The 16659-nt window shown below is 43.2% G+C and carries 12 protein-coding genes and 1 pseudogene; 9 read left to right on the top strand and 4 right to left on the bottom strand.

The genetic code is table 11. The annotated features are described in order from the left end of the window. Positions 1-583: 583 nt before the first annotated feature. The 3 genes from ilvC to AC4MC0_RS02440 all read right to left on the bottom strand — a co-directional run bounded on the left by ilvC (position 584) and on the right by AC4MC0_RS02440 (position 3921). Positions 584-1600 carry a ketol-acid reductoisomerase gene (gene ilvC, locus AC4MC0_RS02450; RefSeq protein WP_004983494.1) on the bottom strand — a complete coding sequence of 339 codons (1017 nt, stop codon included), beginning with the start codon at positions 1598-1600 and terminating at the stop codon, positions 584-586. Positions 1601-1705: 105 nt separating this feature from the next. After that, positions 1706-2197, bottom strand: a complete 492-nt coding sequence (gene ilvN / locus AC4MC0_RS02445) for an acetolactate synthase small subunit (protein ID WP_004697653.1) — start codon at positions 2195-2197, stop codon at positions 1706-1708. Continuing rightward, complete coding sequence (locus AC4MC0_RS02440; protein ID WP_005401713.1) at positions 2194-3921, bottom strand: acetolactate synthase 3 large subunit; 1728 nt, start codon at positions 3919-3921, stop codon at positions 2194-2196. Before AC4MC0_RS02440 ends, ilvN begins: the two co-directional genes overlap by 4 nt. A 790-nt stretch (positions 3922-4711) precedes the next feature. Between AC4MC0_RS02440 and AC4MC0_RS02435 the strand changes: the two genes are divergently transcribed. The 7 genes from AC4MC0_RS02435 (at position 4712) to AC4MC0_RS02405 (ending at position 14365) form a co-directional block, all read left to right on the top strand. Beyond that, the gene (locus AC4MC0_RS02435; RefSeq protein WP_406935412.1) at positions 4712-5056 is read left to right on the top strand and encodes a DUF4124 domain-containing protein; all 345 of its coding nucleotides are present in this window, start codon (positions 4712-4714) and stop codon (positions 5054-5056) included. Positions 5057-5190: 134 nt separating this feature from the next. Further along, a complete protein-coding gene (gene leuS, locus AC4MC0_RS02430; protein WP_004697645.1) occupies positions 5191-7812 on the top strand; it encodes a leucine--tRNA ligase in 2622 nt (873 codons plus the stop codon). Positions 7813-7990: 178 nt separating this feature from the next. Then, positions 7991-8500 (top strand): LPS-assembly lipoprotein LptE, encoded by a 510-nt coding sequence (locus AC4MC0_RS02425; RefSeq protein ID WP_005401714.1) that lies wholly within the window; start codon positions 7991-7993, stop codon positions 8498-8500. 12 nt (positions 8501-8512) lie between these two features. Then, positions 8513-9502 carry a DNA polymerase III subunit delta gene (holA, locus tag AC4MC0_RS02420; protein WP_005401715.1) on the top strand — a complete coding sequence of 330 codons (990 nt, stop codon included), beginning with the start codon at positions 8513-8515 and terminating at the stop codon, positions 9500-9502. Positions 9503-9617: 115 nt separating this feature from the next. Further along, positions 9618-10952 carry a MacA family efflux pump subunit gene (locus AC4MC0_RS02415; protein WP_005401716.1) on the top strand — a complete coding sequence of 445 codons (1335 nt, stop codon included), beginning with the start codon at positions 9618-9620 and terminating at the stop codon, positions 10950-10952. 2 nt (positions 10953-10954) lie between these two features. Further along, on the top strand, positions 10955-12946 hold the full coding sequence (locus AC4MC0_RS02410) for a MacB family efflux pump subunit (RefSeq protein ID WP_279677535.1): 1992 nt from the start codon (positions 10955-10957) through the stop codon (positions 12944-12946). Between the two features lie 9 nt (positions 12947-12955). Beyond that, the gene (locus AC4MC0_RS02405) at positions 12956-14365 is read left to right on the top strand and encodes an efflux transporter outer membrane subunit (RefSeq protein WP_005401718.1); all 1410 of its coding nucleotides are present in this window, start codon (positions 12956-12958) and stop codon (positions 14363-14365) included. 24 nt (positions 14366-14389) lie between these two features. On the opposite strand, the pseudogene AC4MC0_RS02400 reads toward AC4MC0_RS02405, so the two are convergent. Continuing rightward, positions 14390-14761: pseudogene (locus AC4MC0_RS02400) on the bottom strand (hypothetical protein); the annotation flags it as partial. 55 nt (positions 14762-14816) lie between these two features. Here AC4MC0_RS02400 and AC4MC0_RS02395 point away from each other — a divergent pair. Beyond that, a complete protein-coding gene (locus AC4MC0_RS02395) occupies positions 14817-15749 on the top strand; it encodes an IS5-like element ISAba12 family transposase (protein WP_053579251.1) in 933 nt (310 codons plus the stop codon). Between the two features lie 39 nt (positions 15750-15788). Continuing rightward, the gene (locus AC4MC0_RS02390; RefSeq protein WP_491887262.1) at positions 15789-16619 is read left to right on the top strand and encodes a serine/threonine-protein kinase; all 831 of its coding nucleotides are present in this window, start codon (positions 15789-15791) and stop codon (positions 16617-16619) included. The last annotated feature ends 40 nt before the right edge of the window (positions 16620-16659 follow it).

Raw genomic sequence — 16659 nt, 5'->3', positions numbered from 1 at the left:
AAACGTAATGATAGGTACACTTTTTTGAGAGTTTCATTTATTGCAATAAAGCCCATAGATACGTTATTAATCCAATAGTTTTTTGACGATATATGCTACCCATATATCTAGCACTGAAATGGAATTCTCGTTGACACCATATAACGATTTTGAACACGGGTAAGATCAACTTATAGCTGTGTACCGATAGCCATATCATGGCCCTATTTATACTCACATCTTTTTAATTAATAGCTTTGCCCCATATAAAACATGATAGTAGATCAATAAAAAAACCCTACCGAAGCAGGGTTTTAGTACTTAAAATCAGCTAGATCAGAACCTTAGTTCTTCTCCTTATCTACAATCTTGTTCGCTTGAATCTAAAGTACGAAAAAAAAGGGAAAGCATTGCTTTCCCATTTTTAAAGGCACGTAACGTAACCTTAGTTCTTCTCTTTATCTACGATCTTGTTTGCTTGAATCCAAAGTACGAAAAAGATGAAAGCACTGCTTTCATCTTTTTGAGGCACGTAACAATAAAAATAGAAAAAACCCACTCAAATAGAGTGGGTTTTCGCATTCAAATCAATTGATTCGAGAAATTAATTCTTCTCTTTATCAACGATCTTGTTTGCTTGAATCCAAGGCATCATCGCACGTAACTTACCACCAGTTACTTCAATGCCATGCGCTGCGTTTTGACGACGACGAGCAGTCATTGATGGGTAGTTCAACGCACCTTCGTTAATAAACATCTTCGCGTATTCACCAGATTGAATACGTTTAAGTGCATTGCGCATCGCTTCACGAGACTGTTCGTTGATGACTTCAACGCCAGTTACGTACTCACCATATTCAGCGTTGTTTGACACTGAATAGTTCATATCCGCGATACCACCTTCAAACATTAAGTCAACGATTAACTTAAGTTCGTGTAAGCATTCGAAGTAAGCCATTTCAGGCGCATAACCTGCTTCAACCAAAGTTTCGAAGCCCATTTTCACAAGTTCTACTGCACCACCACAAAGAACTGCTTGCTCACCAAATAAGTCAGTTTCAGTTTCTTCACGGAAAGAAGTCTCGATAATACCTGTACGACCACCACCTACGCCTGAAGCATAAGAAAGTGCTAGGTTACGTGCATTACCAGACGCATCTTGATGAATCGCGATTAAGTCAGGAACGCCTGAACCACGTTGGTATTCAGAACGTACAGTATGGCCTGGTGCTTTTGGTGCAACCATGATTACGTCAAGATCAGCACGTGGAACTACTTGGTTGTAAAGAACAGAGAAACCATGAGCAAATGCTAAAGTCGCGCCTTCTTTGATGTTTGGCTCAATCACGTCACGGTAAAGTTGTGATTGAAATTCATCTGGAGTCAAGATCATGACTACGTCAGCTTGTGCTACAGCAGCAGGAACTTCAGCAACTTTAAGACCTGAATTTTCAGCTTTTTTCCAAGAAGTAGAACCAGCGCGTAAACCTACAGTTACGTCTACACCAGAATCTTTAAGGTTAAGCGCGTGTGCGTGGCCTTGTGAACCGTAACCAATGATCGCTACTTTCTTAGATTGGATGATAGATAAGTCGCAGTCTTTATCGTAAAAAATTTGCATTGCTGTCTCCGCTAAAATGCTTGGTATTCTGTAATTCCATCAAGGGATTTATTGTTTGATGAAATCCCCCTCTTACTCAAAAGGAGGTTGAATCGTGTTAATGAATTAAATGGTTAAAACTTTTTCGCCACGCGCGATGCCTGAAACACCTGAGCGTACAACTTCAAGAATGGTGTTCTCTGCGAGTGCATCAATAAAACCATCAATTTTTTCAGTCGTACCCGCGATTTGAATGGTGTAGGTCGTTGGGGTGACATCAACAATTTGCGCACGGAAAATGTCCGCAGTTCGTTTGATTTCAGCACGTGCCGAGCCAAGTGATTTGACTTTAATCAACATCAACTCACGCTCAATGTGCGCACCTTCAGACAGATCAACCACTTTCACCACTTCAACTAATTTGTTGAGCTGCTTGGTGATTTGTTCAATTTTATGATCATCGCCATAAGTCGTTAATGTCAAACGAGATAAAGTCGGATCTTCGGTTGGCGCAACGTTTAAAGTCTCAATGTTATAACCACGTTGAGAGAATAAACCCACCAAACGAGAAAGCGCACCAGCTTCGTTTTCTACAAGTACAGAGATAATGTGTCTCATGACGTGCGCTCCCCTTTACCTAACCACATATCTTGCATTGACTGACCTGCAATAAGCATTGGATAAACATGCTCTGTACGGTCAACCATCACATTAATAAATACGCATTTATCGTTGATCGCCATTGCTTCAGCAAGCTTTGACTCTAGCTCATCCGCATGGTCAATTTGGATGCCAACATGACCATATGCTTCCATTAATTTAGGGAAGTCAGGCAATGAATCTACATAAGAACTTGAATGACGTCCTTCATAGTTCATATCTTGCCACTGCTTCACCATCCCTAAAGCTTGGTTATTCAAGCAGAGGATTTTTACGTTTAGGCCATATTGCTTACACGTCGAAAGCTCTTGGATACACATCTGAATCGATGCTTCACCCGTGATACATACTACTTGTTGGTCTGGAAAAGCCAATTTCGCAGCCATCGCGTAAGGTAAGCCCACACCCATGGTGCCTAGGCCACCTGAGTTAATCCATTGGCGTGGACGTTTATACTTGTAATAGTTCGCACCAAACATTTGATGCTGACCTACGTCAGAAGTAATGATCGCATCACCATTGGTGATTTTATCCAACGCTTCCACCACTTGTTGTGGTTTCATTACGCCGTTTGCACCAGACTCATAACGCATACCATGAACTTTACGCCATTCATTAATTTGCGCCCACCAAGCAGCCATGTCTTCAGGATTTGGTTTAGACACATTCATTTGTTTCAACTGTGTCAGCATTTCTTGAAGGACAGGTTCTACCGCACCCACGATCGGGATATGCGCCATGATGGTTTTTGAAATCGTCGCAGGGTCGATATCAATATGAATCACTTTGGCATTTGGACAGAATTTTGCTGGATTATTGGTCACACGGTCATCGAAACGCGCACCGATACACAAAATCACATCAGCATTGTGCATGGTCATATTGGCTTCATAGGTACCATGCATACCCAACATGCCAATAAACTGCGGATCATTGCCTGGAAATGCACCAAGCCCCATCAAGGTATTGGTGACTGGGAAGCCCAAAATGTGCGCCAGTTCAGTTAACTGTGTAGAAGCATTACCTTGAACCACGCCACCGCCTGAATAAATCACAGGACGTTTAGCATGAATCAGCTCTTCAATCGCTTTACGAATTTGACCTGAGTGACCACGATGCGGCGGTTGATACGAACGCATCTTCACTTTTTCTGGGTATTCGTAAGCAAATTTCTCAGCAGGATTGGTTGCATCTTTTGGAATATCGACCACAACTGGACCTGGACGACCAGAAGCAGCAATATAAAATGCCTTCTTAATAATCGAAGGAATTTCGCTGGCATGGCGCACTTGGAAACTATGTTTTACGATCGGACGAGAAATACCGACCATATCTGTTTCTTGAAATGCATCTTCACCAATTAAATGTGACGCAACCTGACCTGACAAAATCACCATTGGGATTGAGTCCATATAAGCCGTTGCAATTGGAGTCACAGTATTGGTTGCACCCGGACCTGAAGTCACGAGGACCACACCCGTCTTACCTGTTACGCGTGAGTAAGCATCTGCCATATGACCAGCAGCTTGTTCATGGCGCACGAGGTAATGATTGATTTTGTCTTGTTGAAAGAACGCGTCGTAGATATGTAAAACTGCGCCGCCTGGATATCCAAATACATGTTCAACGCCTTCGTCCGCCAATGCGCGAACGAGCATTTCACCACCAGATAAAAGTTCCAACGTGATTCACCCTAATCTTTATCACTGCAATGGTGGAAGGCACCAGCAGTGTTTCATTCATTGATTGTCTGCACTGTTATAGCACACATATTTCTTAGTTTTCATAGCAATAGGAAAAAATTCTGATCTGTATGCTGTTTGAGCAATATGAGATCTAAAACGTGTTGGGATAAACACATTTTTTTACTTTGTTCACGGTCTCGGCTAGAAAGCGTGTCCATTGCATGAAATGACACTTTATCGAAGGGTGATCGAGTAAAGGCATATAAAACTAAAGACAGCATTTTTAGGAGTTTCCTGACTAAAGTCAAGTTTAAAAATTAGCTTTTTTTTGTTTATTTACAGAGCGTTTGTTTTTTATTCATCGCGAACAAAGAAAACTGAGTCGCTTTTTCTCGGTTTTTTAGTGCAAAAACAAATAGATTTCTATTTCACTGAATTTATTAATAAAAAAACATAATAAAACCTATAAATAAGTTTAATAAGATATTCACTTAAATTTAAATCCAACATCTATCTCAGATTTTTTCAGTTTTAAATATAGATCAGCATTTGCTCATCAGGTTTTAACACAACTTTCTTATTTTGATACTTTGTCATAACACATATTTCACGCGTTAGACTGAGGATTTGACCTGCAAAATATTTCAAAAAACTCAGATGAAAAACACATCAAACACTGCTTATTGCTCTAAAATTGGCATAAAATAACGACCACGATAAACCCGATAAAATCCAATGATTACGGATATAAAAAGGACAATGGTAGATGAGTATTCAGTTTGCAAAAATGGCAGCATGTTTGGTGGGGATGGGGATTGCAATGGGCAGTACACAAAGCTTTGCCAAGACGTATTATAAGTGGGTTGATAGCCAAGGCTCGACACATTACACCACGACACCTCCACCCAAAACAGCAAAGAAAAAAGGCAAAGTCGATACCTATGGTTGGAAAAATTCGCCACCAGCTGCTTCACCGGAAGCACCTCCACCTGCCAATATGCCAAATACCGTACCAGCTCCCCCCAATGCTGTACCAAGTGCTGCCCCAGCACCAGCGGTTGATTTAGAAAATCAACGACGTGAAGCGAATGAAGCACTTCAACAAGGCCAACAAGTCCGCCCTGCGGTTTAATCATTCCGTACGGTTCCAGATTTATTTTCAGCTTGTTTAATTTCCTGCACAAAACATAGCGCAAAATTCACTTTTAGGTGCATTTTGCGCTATGCTGTGCAACAAACTTTTTAACCATTGTTCTACATACGTATATGACTACTCACATTGACCCTGAATATCAAGCGAGCGCGATTGAACCTACCGTCCAACACGACTGGGAAGCTCGTAAAGCCTTTAAAGTTGCCGACTCTGTAGAAGGTCCACGTCGTTATATCCTCTCGATGTTCCCTTATCCAAGTGGCAAACTGCATATGGGTCATGTGCGTAACTACACTATTGGTGATGTCATCAGCCGTTTCCACCGTCTCAAAGGGGAAACTGTCCTGCAACCTATGGGTTGGGATGCTTTTGGTTTACCTGCTGAAAACGCTGCGATTGCACACCAAGTTGCACCTGCGAAATGGACCTTTGAAAACATCGCATATATGCGTGACCAATTAAAAAAATTAGGTCTATCAGTCGATTGGGATCGTGAATTTGCAACGTGTACCCCTGAGTACTACCGCTGGGAACAGTGGTTGTTCGTGCAACTTTATAAAAAAGGCCTTATTTACCGTAAACTTTCAACAGTAAACTGGGATCCTGTGGATCAGACGGTACTGGCCAATGAACAAGTTGAAAATGGTCGTGGCTGGCGCTCAGGTGCATTGGTTGAAAAACGTGATATTCCAATGTACTACTTCCGCATCACCGACTATGCACAAGAATTATTAGACGATTTAGATACCTTAAAAGACGGTTGGCCACAGCAAGTCTTGACCATGCAACGCAACTGGATTGGTCGTTCACAAGGGATGGATATTACCTTCCCTTCTGCAAATCCTGACGTATATGCAGATGGCTTAACAGTATTTACAACACGTGCTGACACCTTAATGGGTGTGACTTATGTTGCTGTTGCAGCAGAACATCCAATGGCGCTGAAAGCTGCGGAAAATAATGCTGAACTTAAAGCATTTATTGAAGAATGCCGTATGGGTTCTGTGGCTGAAGCTGACCTTGCCACTGCTGAAAAGAAAGGCATGGCAACAGGTCTGTCTGTAAAGCATCCTGTCACTGGCGAAGCAGTTCCTGTTTGGATTGCCAACTACGTGTTGATGTCTTATGGCTCTGGCGCAGTGATGGCTGTACCTGCACACGACGAACGTGATTTTGAATTTGCCAATAAATATGGCTTAACCATTAAACAAGTGATTGATGCTCAAGGTGCAGACGATGCAGACTTTGATGCTGCACAATGGCAAGAATGGTACGGCTCTAAAGAGGGTAAATTGGTCAATTCTGCTGAATTTGACGGTTTAGACTTTCAAGCAGCTTATGATGCGTTCCTTGCGAAATTAGAACCAACAACTCTTGCAAGCACCAAAGTTCAGTTCCGTTTACGTGACTGGGGTGTATCGCGTCAGCGTTATTGGGGTTGTCCAATTCCAATGATCAACTGTGAAAAATGTGGTCAGGTTCCTGTACCTGAAGAGCAACTTCCAGTGGTCTTACCGACTGATGTCGTACCTGATGGCTCGGGTAACCCATTGAACAAGATGCCTGAGTTTTATCAAACCACTTGCCCAAGCTGTGGTGGTGATGCGCGTCGTGAAACTGATACTTTAGATACCTTTGTAGAGTCATCTTGGTACTATGCACGTTATGCATCTCCTGATTTTACTGATGGTTTAGTTAAGCCTGAAGCTGCTCAAACATGGCTTCCTGTAAACCAATACATCGGTGGTGTTGAACACGCGATTCTGCACTTACTTTATGCACGCTTCTTCCACAAATTGATGCGTGATGAAGGTGTAGTACAAGGCAATGAACCATTTACCAACCTGTTAACTCAGGGTATGGTTTTGGCAGACACTTATTACCGTGAAGCTGAATCAGGCAAGAAAACTTGGTTTAACCCCGCGGATATCGACCTCGAACGTGATGAAAAAGGTCGTATTCTGTCTGCGAAATACCAAGGTGATGGTCAGGACGTGATTGTGGGCGGACAAGAGAAAATGTCGAAATCGAAAAATAACGGTATCGACCCGCAAGCTATTATTGATCAGTACGGTGCAGATACAGCACGTGTATTCATGATGTTTGCTGCTCCACCAGATCAATCTCTTGAATGGTCTGATGCAGGTGTGGAAGGCGCAAACCGTTTCTTGAAACGTGTATGGCGTTTGGTTGCAAGTTTCCTTGAAAAAGGTAATGCAGCCTCTGCAATTGATACTGCTCAACTGTCTACAGAAGCACAAGACTTACGTCGTAAAACGCATGAAACCATTCAAAAAGTGGGTGATGACATCGAACGCCGCCATGCCTTTAACACGGCTATTGCAGCGATGATGGAACTGTTAAATGCGAACAACAAGTTTGAAGCGAAAAATGATAACGATATTGCGGTTGCTCGTGAATCGATTACGACGCTTTTAACTTTACTTGCGCCATTTGCACCACATTTAAGCCAAACTTTATTGGCTGAATTTGGACTGGACTTAACCAGCGTGTTGTTCCCGACTGTAGACGAATCTGCACTCACACGTAATACGCAAACGATTGTGGTTCAAGTGAATGGTAAACTACGTGGCAAACTAGAAGTGTCTGTAGATACATCGAAAGATGAATTGCTTGCACTGGCTAAAGCATTGCCAGAAGTTCAACAATTCTTGACAGGTCCAACCAAGAAAGAAATTGTTGTGCCAAATAAATTAGTGAATTTGGTGGTTTAATTCAATCTCCCCTAACCCCTCTTTATTAAAGAGGGGAACTCCTCCCTTTTCAAAGGGAGGTCGGGAGGGATTTCTAAACAAAACCCAAACAAAGCCCGTTGCTAGTCAACGGGCTTTGCACATACAATCACGACATATTATTTTTCTTTTATCAAAAAGAGCAAACAGAGGACAACACATGCATTTAGGCAAACGTTTGGCAGCTATTGTTTTAACTTGTGGCCTAAGTGCTGGCTTGGTCGGGTGTGGCTTTCATTTAAAAGGCACCAATCCAAGCGCAACACCTATTGCTTATTCAAAAATGAATTTGGTGCTTCCGAAGAACACCGATGAATTGCATGAAAAATTGGCAATTTATTTGGGTGCGTCGGGTGTACAGCTGAGCAATGGTTCAGATGCCTATGTGCTTCGCGTGCTAGATTATAAACCGCAGCGTTTAGAGCTGAACGGTAAACTGATTGAAGTATTACTACGCCTCAATGTAACCTTCCGTATTGAAGACGCACAAGGCCGTCCAATCACTGAACCACGCACCGTAGTTGCATCACGTAGTTATCAATACAACGTTGAAACCGTCAATACCGATGACCAAGAGAAAAACTATTTGAATCAAGTCATCGTGGATGATGTCGCGCAGCAAATTGTGCGTCAGATTTCATCGAACCGTCTACCACCTGCACAGCAGTAAGGTTTATTAACAATGAAACTTGACTATCTGCAAGCCCTAAAACGTGTCGACGAAGCTCGAGGCGCGTGGATTATGCAAGGTCAAGAGCCATTACTTGAACAAAACTTACTGGATGCATTTCGAGCAAGTTGGCAAAAGCAAGAGATTGAACGACAACGGCATGACATCAGCAATGTCAATGACTGGAAAAATGTCTTTAATGCGCTCAATAGCTTGTCCTTATTTTCAAGCCAGCTTGCCATTGAAGTTCATGGCAATATTAAGCCCGATGCCAACGCTTTGAAGTTGCTAAAAAGCTATATCCAAAGCAATGAACAGAACTTGCTTTTAGTGGTGATGCCAAAACAGGACAGCGCCAGCCTAAAAACGGGCTTTTTCCAAACGGTTGAAGCCAATGGGGTGCATGTTGCCCTGACCGCGAATTATCCGCGTGATCGTCAGCAGATTTTAAGCATTGAAGCAGATAAGCTTGGGGTTAAACTGAGTCAGGATGCATGGCAGTGGTTAGAACAACACCATGAACACAACTTACTTGCAGCTAAAAATAGCTTAATGCGGGTCAGCGATACCTTTGCCGAGGTTGAGCTGATTCAAATTGATCATTTACATGCCTGCTTACAAGACCAGTCCCGCTATAGTACTTTCGATTTGAGTGATGCTCTACTCGAAGGCAATTTGGCGCAATCGATTAAAATTTACCAATACCTGATTGCCTCAGGTGAACCCCTCAGTTTAATTTTGTGGAGTATCAGCAAAGAAATGCGTTTACTCATGCAACTGTTTGAGCAACCGCAAAATGCACTGCAACTGGGGATTTGGAAAAATAAAGTCAGCGTCTATCAACACGCCTTACGCCGACTGAACCCGCAATGCTTTTTAACATGGCCTAGTCTCCTGCTTCGCATTGATGCTTCGATTAAAGGTTTGGGGCATGAAAATGCGGAACATGTCGTGATGCAAGCCATTGCGACGCTCTGTGGAAAATCACTCTTCCCCGCTTAAATTGTAATAATGAGTCTTTTAAAAATAATAATCATTTCTATTTGTTCAAAAAATTCACGATTTATCCGTATTTCGCTTTTATACTATCTGCAATTCTGTTTACTTCCTGATTCCAATGCAAAAAATAAAAGCTGTCAAAATGGTTATCGCGGTACTGTGTGTTACCGTACTTGCTTATGTCGCATGGACATATTTCAAACCTAAACAAGAACAACCACAATATATTAGCGAATCGGTCACTCGTGGTGATCTTGAAAATACGGTATTGGCAACAGGTACTCTAGATGCAACCAAACTGGTAAGTGTCGGCGCACAGGTCTCAGGTCAAGTACAGAAAATGTATGTGCAATTGGGCGATGAAGTTAAACAAGGTCAATTGATTGCGCAAATTGATTCAACCACCCAAGAAAACAGCTTCAAGACAGCAGAAGCCAACATTAAAAATTTGCAAGCACAACGTTTACAACAAGAAGCGAGTCTTAATGAGGCGCAACTGGCATATAAGCGTCAACAGCAAATGTATGCGCAAGATGCCACATCAAAAGCAGAATTAGAATCGGCTGAGGCCAGCTATAAAACAGCACAAGCACAGATTAAAGCTATTGATGCACAAATTGAATCTGCAAAAGTAACCAAGTCGACCGCACAAACCAATATCGGTTATACCCGCATTGTGGCACCGACTGACGGTACTGTGGTGGCGATCGTGACTGAAGAAGGTCAAACTGTAAACGCCAATCAAAGTGCGCCGACTATTGTTAAAATTGCAAAATTGCAAAACATGACCATTAAGGCGCAGGTCAGTGAAGCAGACATCATGAAAGTTGAAAAAGGCCAACAGGTTTATTTCACCACTTTAGGTGACGACAGCAAGCGTTATGCTAGCCTACGTCAAGTTGAGCCCGCACCAGATTCGATTACCGATGAAAGTACCACCAGCACATCAACCAGCACCGCAATTTACTACAATGCGCTGTTTGATGTACCCAACCATGATGGCAAGTTACGTATTGATATGACTGCACAAGTCTACATCGTGCTCGATTCTGCAAAAAATGCGTTATTAGTCCCTTCTTCTGCGATTTCCACTCGTCCTGCAAATGCAAAGCGTAACAGTGGTTCAAATATGCAAGCTGCGTCATCGACACAAAGCAAATCGGACTCAGACCGTCCACAAGGTCCACGTCTTGAACGTCTAAATTTAAATGCAGCACAACAACAATTGGTTAAAGAAGGTAAAGCTACGCTGAGTGTGGTTCGTGTCTTACAAGCGGACGGCTCAGCTCAACCCAAACAAATTCTGGTGGGTATCAATAACCGCGTCAATGCACAAGTGCTTGCAGGCTTAAAAGAAGGCGATCAAGTGGTGATTGCAGACAGTTCGGAGAACACTGCCGCTTCTGCCAATAGCAGCAACCGCCGTCGTAACAGTCCACCGATGGGAATGTAAGCATGACCAAAAAAGCCTTGCTTGAAGTCAGCAATTTGGTGCGAGAGTTTCCAGCTGGCGAAAGTACTGTCCAAATTCTCAAAGGCATTGATCTGACCATTTACGAAGGTGAATTGGTTGCCATTGTCGGCCAGTCAGGTTCAGGTAAATCGACCTTGATGAATATTTTGGGCTGTCTCGACCGCCCAACCTCAGGAAGTTATCAGGTCAATGGCCGCGAAACTGGTAAACTCGAACCGGACCAATTGGCCGAATTACGTCGTGAGTATTTTGGTTTTATTTTCCAGCGTTACCATCTTCTTGGCGACTTAACCGCAGAAGGTAATGTTGAAGTCCCTGCGGTTTATGCAGGTGCAACACCGTATGCACGTAAACAACGTGCCACTGCTTTACTGACAGAATTGGGACTAGGCAATAAAACTCAAAACCGTCCAAGTCAACTTTCTGGGGGGCAGCAACAACGTGTCTCGATTGCACGTGCCTTGATGAATGGCGGTGATGTCATTCTCGCTGACGAACCGACAGGTGCCCTAGACTCGCATAGTGGCGTGGAAGTGATGAGGATTTTGCGTGAGTTAAATGCCGCAGGCCATACCATTATTTTGGTCACCCACGATATGCAAGTGGCGAAAAATGCCTCGCGGATTATCGAGATCAGTGATGGGCAAATCATTGCAGACCGTGTCAATCAACCTGAGCACGACACTGAACTGCATAGCGATCCTGATGCAGAAACTGCGATTTCTGCCCAACAAGAAAAAAATAAAAGTGTTTCTGCATGGCGTTCCCTACTCGACCGTTTAGGCGAAGCCTTCCGTATGGCACTTTTGTCGATGAATGCGCACCGCATGCGAACCTTTTTGACCATGCTTGGCATTATTATCGGGATTGCCTCAGTCGTGACAGTGGTGGCTTTGGGAAATGGATCACAACAGCAGATTTTAAGTAACATCAGTAGCTTAGGCACCAACACCATTACGGTGTTCCAAGGGCGCGGTTTTGGTGATAACTCCAAAACGGCCAACTTTAAAACCCTTGTTCCTGCCGATGCTGAAGCGCTCGCCACCCAACCATATGTGAGTGCGGTCAGTCCCATGGTGAGTTCATCCAAAACTATTCGCTATCAACAAAGTGAAGCCAATGCCACCATTAATGGTGTCGGTGGTGATTACTTCAAAGTGAAAGGCCTGACCTTCAAAAATGGGCAGACCTTTGACCAGCGAAGTGTCCGCGACCGTACCCAAGACGTAGTCATTGACACCAATACACAAAAACAGTTTTTTAGTGATGGTAGCAGTCCGATTGGGCAAGTCGTACTTTTGGGCAGTGTTCCTGCACGAATTATTGGTGTCGTCGAACCGCAAACCAGTGCTATGGGTTCCGATGATACTTTGAATGTATATATGCCCTACACCACTGTCATGAGTCGTATGCTCGGTCAAAGTAATGTGCGTAATATCGTGGTGCAAATCAATGATAAGTACTCCACCAGTGCGGCTGAAAACGCAATTGTGAACTTACTCACCTTGCGTCATGGTCAACAAGATGTGTTCACCATGAACAGCGACAGTATTCGCCAAACCATTGAAAAGACCACCAGCACCATGACCCTATTGGTTTCTGCAATTGCCGTGATTTCTTTGGTGGTGGGCGGTATCGGTGTAATGAATATTATGTTGGTCTCGGTCACCGAACGGACGCAAGAAATTGGGGTTCGAATGGCGGTGGGTGCGCGTCAAAGTGATATTTTGCAGCAGTTCCTGATTGAAGCCATCTTAGTCTGCCTGATTGGTGGGGTTTTAGGGGTATTGCTCTCGCTGGGTCTAGGACAAATCATTCAAAAATTTGCTGGGGGTAATTTCGGGGTTGCTTACTCAACCACGTCTATTATCGCCGCATTTGTATGCTCGACTTTAATTGGTGTGGTGTTTGGTTTCTTGCCTGCAAAAAATGCAGCCAAACTCGACCCTGTTGCAGCACTTGCCAGAGAATAAGGAAACAATATGCCTTTTTTATTAACGCGCCTTTGTACCGCGATGCTGCTTGGCAGCACCTTGGTTGGCTGTGCAGCTGTGGTTAAAACACCTTATCAAGCACCAGCGGTACAGACGCCGACCCAGTTTCAGTACGACAAAGTAACATCACAACAACGCCAACAAGCCCTGTATGCCGATCAATGGTGGACGTTATTTGGTGATGCACAGCTCAATCAACTGGTCGATGCCGTGCTAACCAAAAATGCCGATTTGGCCGTTGCAGGGATGACCTTAAAGCAAGCGCGCTTACAAGCAGAACTGGCCGAGAATCAACAAAAGCCGCGGGTGAGTTCTACAGTATCTACAAGTCATGTTTTTGATCTTAATGATGGAAGTGATACATCAAGCGGGCTATCTGCCAAAGCTGGGCTCAGTTATGAAGTCGATTTATTTGGTAAATTGGCTCGTCAAACGGAAGCAAAGAGATGGGAAGCACTGGCGACTGAGCAAGATTTGCAAGCCACTGCTCAAAGCTTAATTGGCACCACAGCGAAGCTATATTGGCAATTGGCCTATTATAATGAAAGCCGTACAACTGCCGAGCAAAGCCTTGCCACCTCACAAAAACTGTATGACTTGGTTAAAGTTCAGTATCAAGCTGGTGCTGTATCAGGACTGGACTTAACCCAAGCTGAACAGTCAGTACAAAGTCAAAAAGCTAGTCTGAGTCAAATTCAGCAAAGTTTGGTCGAGACCCGTACCTCAATTGCCGTGTTACTGCATATGCCTGTACAGCAGTTGAGTATTGATGAACCTCAGCGTTTACCACGATTAGCTTTGCCAAGTATCGCAGCGGGCTTACCGGCCGACATTTTGTCGCGCCGTCCAGACTTAAAAGCGGCTGAGCTACGTTTACGTGAGAGTTTAGCGACCAAAGATGCCACCACGGCAAGCTATTATCCTTCGATCAGTTTGACTGGGAATCTTGGTTCAAGCAGTACCTCACTCACCCAACTGCTCAAGAACCCAGCGTTAACCTTAGGCGCAAATTTAAGTCTGCCGTTCTTGCAATATAACGACATGAAACGCGACCTTGCGATTAGTCAATTGGACTATGAAAAAGCTATCGTGCAATATCGTCAAACCTTGTACCAAGCCTTTGCCGATGTGGAAAATGCCCTGTCTGCGCGAACTGAGTTGAGTCAACAAGTGCAATTGCAACAGCGCAATTTGGAGCTTGCTGAAAAGGTAGAACGCCTAACTAAAGTGCGTTATCGCTATGGTGCCGTAGCTTTAAAAACCTTATTGGATCAACAAGAAACCACGCGTACTGCACGCTTAACATTGGTCAATACCAAACAAAGCCAATACAACGCTTATGTCACGCTGATGCAAGCTTTGGGCGGAAGTCCTGTAAAAGAACTAGCAAAACAATAGTCCGAGCACTATTGTTTTGTTCTCTTATTCTTTCACTAGATCTGGATTATTCTGGATCTGGTGAATACGTTTAATATTGTCTTGATCATCAAAAACAACTTCATACGAAAGTTGCTGACCATCGAAATACATCTCGGCTGGAGAGCCAATCACTTCCCATAGACCAATCGAGGCAATATCCGCAGTCGTGTGCCATAACGTACGACTGATTCTGGCTGCTTTTGAGTAGCCTTGTTGGAAAGTATAAATCTCTTTACGTTCTCCATTGATGTTTTCTGAGGTGACTGGTGCACCCAATTCAGAAATCACATAATTACGATGTTTTCCAACCTCTAAAACCGTCAAATTCTTTTTATGCGGCTGGTTACTCGCCATCACTGCGGCACAACCTTGAAGTGGCTTTGTTGCACAAACCTATCTGTAAAGGGTTTTTCAGCGATATAATTTTCAAATGAAGAAGCCTACACACAAAATCTACCGCACAACCAATTGGCCCGCATATAACCGAGCACTCATGAGTCGCGGAAATATTGCCATTTGGTTTGATCCTGCTACGCAATGGTATGCGCCATCAAAAGGCAAACAAGGGCGAAATCAAACCTACTCCGACGCAGCCATCCAATGCTGCTTAATGATTAAATCCTTATTCCGTCTGTCTTTACGTATGGTCACTGGCTTTGTGCAAAGTCTGATTAAACTTTGCGGATTAAATTGGATAGCTCCAGATTACACCACGCTTTGTAGAAGACAAAAGCATATTGATATTGTAATCAGCTACCAAAAAAGTAGCGATGGGCTGCATCTACTCATGGACTCTACAGGCATGAAGTTTCTAGGTGAGGGCGAATGGAAACGCAAGAAACATGGACCTGAATATCGTCGCCAATGGCGTAAACTTCATATTGGTATAGATGCTAAAACCCTGCAAATACGAGCAGTTCAGCTTACAACCAATAATGTCAGTGATTCACAGGTGCTTGGTGATTTACTTAATCAGATTCCACAAGATGAGCGGATTGACTCTGTTTATACCGATGGAGCTTATGACACCAAGCAATGCCGTCAGGTCATTGCAGATCGGCAAGCGCATGCGGTGATTCCACCTAGAAAAAATGCGAAACCATGGAAAGATACAAAGAGTAGCTCGCTAGAGCGAAATGAATTACTTCGAACAATTAAACGTTTAGGCAGGACACTATGGAAAAAATGGTCAGGCTATCATCGGCGAAGTTTGGTTGAAACTAAGATGCATTGCATCAAATTATTAGGAGATAAACTCAGTGCAAGGAGTTTTGATAGCCAAGTGAATGAGATCCATGCACGTGTAGCAGTCCTTAACAGATTTACGGAATTAGGTCGACCACTTACCCAAGTTACGCCTTAAATTTGGCTCAATTAGGGGCGCTTTGTATTTCAAATCTTTGTGCAACAAAGCCTCGTTGATGTGAAAGAAGTTGATGTCTTCACTTATGAAGGAACTCCGTGTGTTTACATAGCTATGGAGTACTTGGCGCAAGGTTCGATTCAAAAACATTTAGAGAATAGATTTATTTCTATCCAATATTCGCTGAAAATTGTATCTGAAGCTCTTTTGGGGTTAGAGCATGCCCACAATAGCAATGTGCTTCATAGAGATATTAAACCTGGAAATATTTTATTTGGAGATAATGGAGAGGCGAAATTATCAGACTTTGGATTGGCGCTCGACTATCATGTTGATCCTTCAGACACGATGGGCTATCGACCTCACCAGCCACTAGAAGTCATAGAAGGTAATCCCATGGATAAACTGAGCGATATATATGCTATGGGTATTACTCTATTTCGCCTAATCAACAACATTTCTGAGATTGAATTCGACTTTTCAAAAGTCGACGAGTGGCGTGCAGCGGTAAAAGCCAATAAGTATCCAGAAAGGTGCTATAAGCCACATATCCCTAGAAAAATAAAGACAGTTATAAATAAAGCAATTAACAATGATCCTTACAAACGGTTTCAAAGTGCAAGCGAATTCAGGCAAGCGATAGAAAAGATTGTAATTCCTATTGATTGGCGGCCAATTGATGATGACTCATGGGTAGGTACTGGGCTCAATAGTGAGAGCTATGAGCTTAAAAAACAACCCAAAAGGAATGGGTGGATTATTGAATATAAAAAAAATGGAAGAAGAATTAAAGAAAATTGCCGTAAAGAACTATCTGATAGTCAGGTAACAGCAGAATTCTTTAAAATAATTAGCTCAAGCAATGCATAGTAGTAAACGCGTGCCGTCAGGCTAATTTTAAGCTACGCTC

The organism is Acinetobacter sp. CAU_H_S139_7 (genome assembly GCF_058599305.1).
The sequence above is the reverse complement of the archived record's forward strand: the minus strand, read 5'-3'. Positions and strand labels throughout refer to the sequence as shown.